The organism is Rivularia sp. UHCC 0363 (assembly GCF_034931125.1).
Lineage (GTDB): Bacteria > Cyanobacteriota > Cyanobacteriia > Cyanobacteriales > Nostocaceae > Rivularia.
In genome coordinates, this window is record NZ_JAYGHM010000139.1 from 1 (window position 1) to 4,535 (window position 4,535).

The following is a 4,535-nucleotide window of genomic DNA, read 5'->3' on the forward strand; positions in this document are numbered from 1 at the left end:
GTGGCGTTCGTTTATTCGCAATGCTTTAGGTGTTATCGTTATGGGACGCTTAGATGCTCCCCACTTAGCACAACGAGTAGATGCAATTTTGATGCAAGCACTGGACGTATTTCTAAGTGACCCCGACATCATCGAGCGCTATAATTTGGCATTTTATAAAGGCTGGAAATCACAAGAATGGCAGGATATACCAACACTAAAAGATTTTGCTCGTTCTTGTTCGATTGCGCGACTAAATATTCAAAAAGCAGAAGCCATTGACCACCAAGCAATCAACCAAATCACCAGCCAAATTGCTGCACTACTGGTAAGTCCTTTAGGAACAGCAATAGGTAAACCGAGCAGCTTTTCTCCAGAACCGATGGTCAAATTCTATGCTCTAACAGGACTCAGTAATGACCAAGATTCTTACACAATGGCTGTTGCTGCAAAGGCTGCGTGTTTAAGAGTAGCTCTTTCCCATCTCAAAAGTCTTTTTATAGGTGATGAACTTTCTGTATTGTTCCGCAAAGATGGCTTCAGCGCAATGGTGGGGGAACTCTGCGCTACGGCACGGAAGGATGGATTAAGTATAGTTTTATCCAGTCAAGACCCTGATACTATCTGTCAGTCCGCAGCAGCAGCGATGATTATGCAAAATATCAGTTACAGAATTACTGGGTGTATCACTTCAAATGCTGTTGCTTCGTTTGAAAAGTATCTGTCATATCCAGTTGAAATAATTGCTCAAAATGCCTCCGAATCCTTCTTTCCCCGTCGTTCCGATTTGTATTCTTGCTGGTTAATTGAGAAAGGAGGACGCTTTTGGCAAACTCGATTTTATCCAGGGGAAATGGCTTTAGCTGCAATAGCAACAAATCAAGAAGAGCGCAGTACTCGTAAAGCAATTTTGTCCCAATATCCTAATACCACTAAAGGACAACTACAGGGATTAGCTAAGTTCACTAGGGTTTATGTTGCATCTATCAAACAAAATAAAGGTTTATCGCATATCAATGGAGAAGGTAAAAATGTACCAGAAAAAGATGAAATTGAAGACAAGCAAACGCCTACGTACACGTAGATTTAGAGGTAAAAGTAAAGAGGATAAGAGACGTAAAGCAGAAGCTATAAGTAAAAGAAGCAATTGCTTACATTTTGCACCTTCTCACTTCTATCTTGTCGTTAAAAGTGTTTCAATAATTGGCTATTCAATTATTAGTTTCAATCTGATTTCAATCAGTTCTTCGTTTGCAGCAACCTCAGATATATCGGAAAATCGAAGAGTTACTCAAACGACTAATTCAACATTCAACAAAAACTCATCAGATGAAATTCAAGGATTTATTAATGATGTACGTTCCTTTGTTCGCGGCGATTTTTTCGGTAATATTAAGCAGCTCGTTAAAAATTCAATCGGTTCGATTGATGTCCCCGATTTGGGTCAAGTCGTAAGTGAAATTATGAAAGGTTCGCTTCCATCCGATGGTATTACGTCTAACAAATTGGAGAATAACCTTCCTAATTCCTATGCAATTCGTCAAGATTTAGCAAATCAAAGTGAAAGATTAGGAGCAATTGAAGTTGCACAGAATAAAACTCTTTCTAAAAACGCTCAACAGGAGTCTCTAAATACTCTTGAATTAAGTACTAATTCCGAGGTTGAATCAAGTCAAATGTCAGATGATTCTCAAAATTCCGATACTTCCCAGCAAATATTGCAAAATATTTCTAAGCAACTCAAAAATAATACAACAATTTCCGATTTACTTTTAAAAGAAGCAAATCAGTCACGACAAGATAACGCTTTGGGATTAACTTTAACTGCTCAAGCAGCTACAGAATTAAATGCGGTAAATACTAGAGAAAGACAAAGTGCGATCGCAGTTGGAAATCGCGCTGTATCTCAAGGTTCTCTGCTAATGATGCCTGGTGGTTCCGTTTTGGGAAGAGAATAGAGGAGTGGGGGAGGGGGAGAGTGGGAGAGTGGGGGAAAGAATTATTTAGTTTTTTTGGTGTTGACTATCCATTTTTCGCCCATTGTTAATCATGGTAACAAGCATCCCAAGAATAGAGTTATATTTCCGATAAATATCTCTTCCTGCTTCAACATCTAAATATTTACATTGCACCGCAAATTCAATCCAAGTTTGAGTCTCTGCTGCTTCTGCTTCCGAGTCACTAAGTTTTGCAATAAATGCTCCCTCATATCTACGTTTACGCCATGCTTCCGCAAAAGACAGCACAAACTGAGCGAGAGGAGCGACGTATTTGGTCAGAAGACAGAATATCTTTCTTCAACTGGGAATTTTTTAGATAACTCGAAGATTAACATTGCCGACTCAAAAGCCATTTTATAAACTTCTAAATCTTTATGATTTTTAAATGATTCTCTTGTCATCTTTCACTTAATTAAAAATGTAATCAAAATGAGTATAGTACAAAAATACCCTATAATTCTTAATTATCTCTCTCCCCTCTTCCCCCACTCCCCCATTCCTCCACTCTCCCACTCTCTTATTCCCCCACTCCCCCACTCTCCCCCTCCCCCACTCCTTGCCCAAACGGCACCCGATAATTACTCCGATTCGGCTGTTGGTATTAGTTTAGTAAGAAGCAGTATTCAACTGAGTCAACAAACCGTTGAATCTTGGAATAAAGTGTGGGGAGACGTAATTAACCCTTCGGGTGCATTATGGGCGGGTTTATGTAATCTTGGTACGACGCTTGCAGCAATGAGCATTATTCTTCTTGCCATAAAAATGGCTGCTGATTATCAAGAAAAGCGTTTTTTATGGTCGGAATTAGCTGCATCTTTTATCTACCCGTTGGTGATTGCTCTTTTTCTAGGAAGTAACGGTTATTTACTTTCCCAAACTGTACTTATCATTAGAAATATCGGTCATCAGCAAGTTGTTAGCGTTCTGGATATTCAACTCGCCGATACAACTTTTAAAAGTGCAATCTCTAACGTTACCTTAACCCAAAATGTCAAAACTCAAGTGTCTACAATTTACGCTGAATGTCAGGGAAAAACTGGTAAACCTCTTACCGATTGCCTCCAAGAAAAAAGACCAATTGTAGAAGAAATTCTCACTGAAGCAGAAAAACAAAATAATGCCCCGCTAGAACAAGCACGTTTAGCAGTTGCAGAATTAACTGACTTTGTACAAAATCCTGGTACTGTTTTTAATGCTTCTATTTCTTTAATACTAGTAACTTTTCTATATGCTCTTCAATGGGCTTTTGTCAATATTTTGGAAGCTGCATTAATGATGACTGCAACATTCGCACCAATTGCTTTGGGATTAAGTTTGTTACCTTTGGGTTCAAAACCAATATGGGCTTGGGCTAGCGGTTTTATATCTTTATTTGGAGTACAGTTGGGCTACAACATTGTAGTTGGTTTAGCTGCAACTGTGATTGTTTCTGCTGGCGCTCAAAGTGCTTCCGATTTAGCATTTTTAGCTTTTATTAGTATCTTTGCTCCTGCATTAGCTTTACTCGTAGCTGGTGGTGGTGGAATAGCTCTTTATACGGGTATTAATAGTAGAGTTCCAGCACTTGTGAATGCTGCTTTTGATGGTGTAGTCGCTGTCGCAACAGGTTTTGTAGGAAAGGTGTAACAAATGTTGAAATCGTTAAGGAAAGTTAGACGACCTAAGTTATTATTAGATTCCAAAGATATACTTCCTTTGTGCTTCATCGGGCTGACAACATTTAGCCTAATTAGCTTTTTATTTCTATTGTTTTTAAGTTTTAAAGTTAATCAACTTGCTGCTAGAAAAACGACGTTTGTGCAATTAGTTAATGGTCGCGCTCTAGTTATTTCGGAGCAACACTATTTATATCGTCATCCAGAAGTCATAAAAAATACTGTAAGACAATGGGCAAATTTAACTTTTAGTTGGGATGGTATTATTCCTGGAAGCAAAGAGTTAGATAAAGGAAGAGATATAGGTAAAGGTAAACGTGTTACTACAAATGCTTATATTGCTTCATATCTAATACAGTCAGGTAAAAGCGGATTTCGTAATGCTGTATTGCAAGAACTTGCCTCCATTACACCTTCTCGGGTATTCAACGGTCAAGTCCGTTCCAAAATAATTATCTCCTATTTATCTGCTCCCAGACAAGCAAAAATGGGTGAATGGGAAGTGGACATGGTAGCAACAAGAGTATTAGTAAACTTGTCCGGTGGTACTGATGAGGAAATTAATTTTAATCGCACTTTTAGATTACAAGCGGTTGATATTCCTTCACCTCAATCGAATGATAGTTCTGCATTAGAACAGCAATTGTATGAAATTAGAAGTGCGGGTTTGGAAATAACTAAAATTTCTGAGTTTATGCCTAATAAGTAGTGATTTTATATGAACGATAATCAAGAAAACTATGATTTGGAATCAGTCGATGATGAATTAACTCCTCAAGAGGAACTGGAAATATCGGGTTATCAACCCGAACAAGTAGCTTTGATTGACCAAGAATTTTTAATTGAGCGAGATAACGAACAAGCAGAAACACAATCCGGAAGCGAAAATCCTTTAATTAGA

At 38.2% G+C, this 4,535-nt stretch carries 3 protein-coding genes and 3 pseudogenes; 5 read left to right on the plus strand and 1 reads right to left on the minus strand.

The window, feature by feature from the left end; genetic code table 11:
• Positions 1 to 1,063: pseudogene (locus VB797_RS34655) on the plus strand (hypothetical protein); the annotation flags it as partial.
• Positions 1,026 to 1,937: a hypothetical protein gene (locus tag VB797_RS34660; RefSeq protein ID WP_323242346.1), complete on the plus strand. Its 912-nt coding sequence runs from the start codon at positions 1,026 to 1,028 to the stop codon at positions 1,935 to 1,937. The pseudogene VB797_RS34655 and the gene VB797_RS34660, both read left to right, overlap by 38 nt.
• Before the next feature lie 45 nt (positions 1,938 to 1,982).
• On the opposite strand, the pseudogene VB797_RS34665 reads toward VB797_RS34660, so the two are convergent.
• Positions 1,983 to 2,380, minus strand: a pseudogene (locus VB797_RS34665) (four helix bundle protein).
• Between the two features lie 28 nt (positions 2,381 to 2,408).
• On the opposite strand from VB797_RS34665, the gene VB797_RS34670 reads away from it, so the two are divergent.
• From VB797_RS34670 to VB797_RS34680, 3 genes and pseudogenes are all read left to right on the plus strand, one after another.
• Complete coding sequence (locus tag VB797_RS34670; protein ID WP_416350969.1) at positions 2,409 to 3,605, plus strand: hypothetical protein; 1,197 nt, start codon at positions 2,409 to 2,411, stop codon at positions 3,603 to 3,605.
• 3 nt (positions 3,606 to 3,608) lie between these two features.
• Positions 3,609 to 4,343, plus strand: coding sequence for a hypothetical protein (locus VB797_RS34675; protein ID WP_323242348.1), 735 nt, complete (start codon positions 3,609 to 3,611; stop codon positions 4,341 to 4,343).
• A gap of 9 nt (positions 4,344 to 4,352) precedes the next feature.
• Positions 4,353 to 4,535, plus strand: a pseudogene (locus VB797_RS34680) (hypothetical protein); the annotation flags it as partial.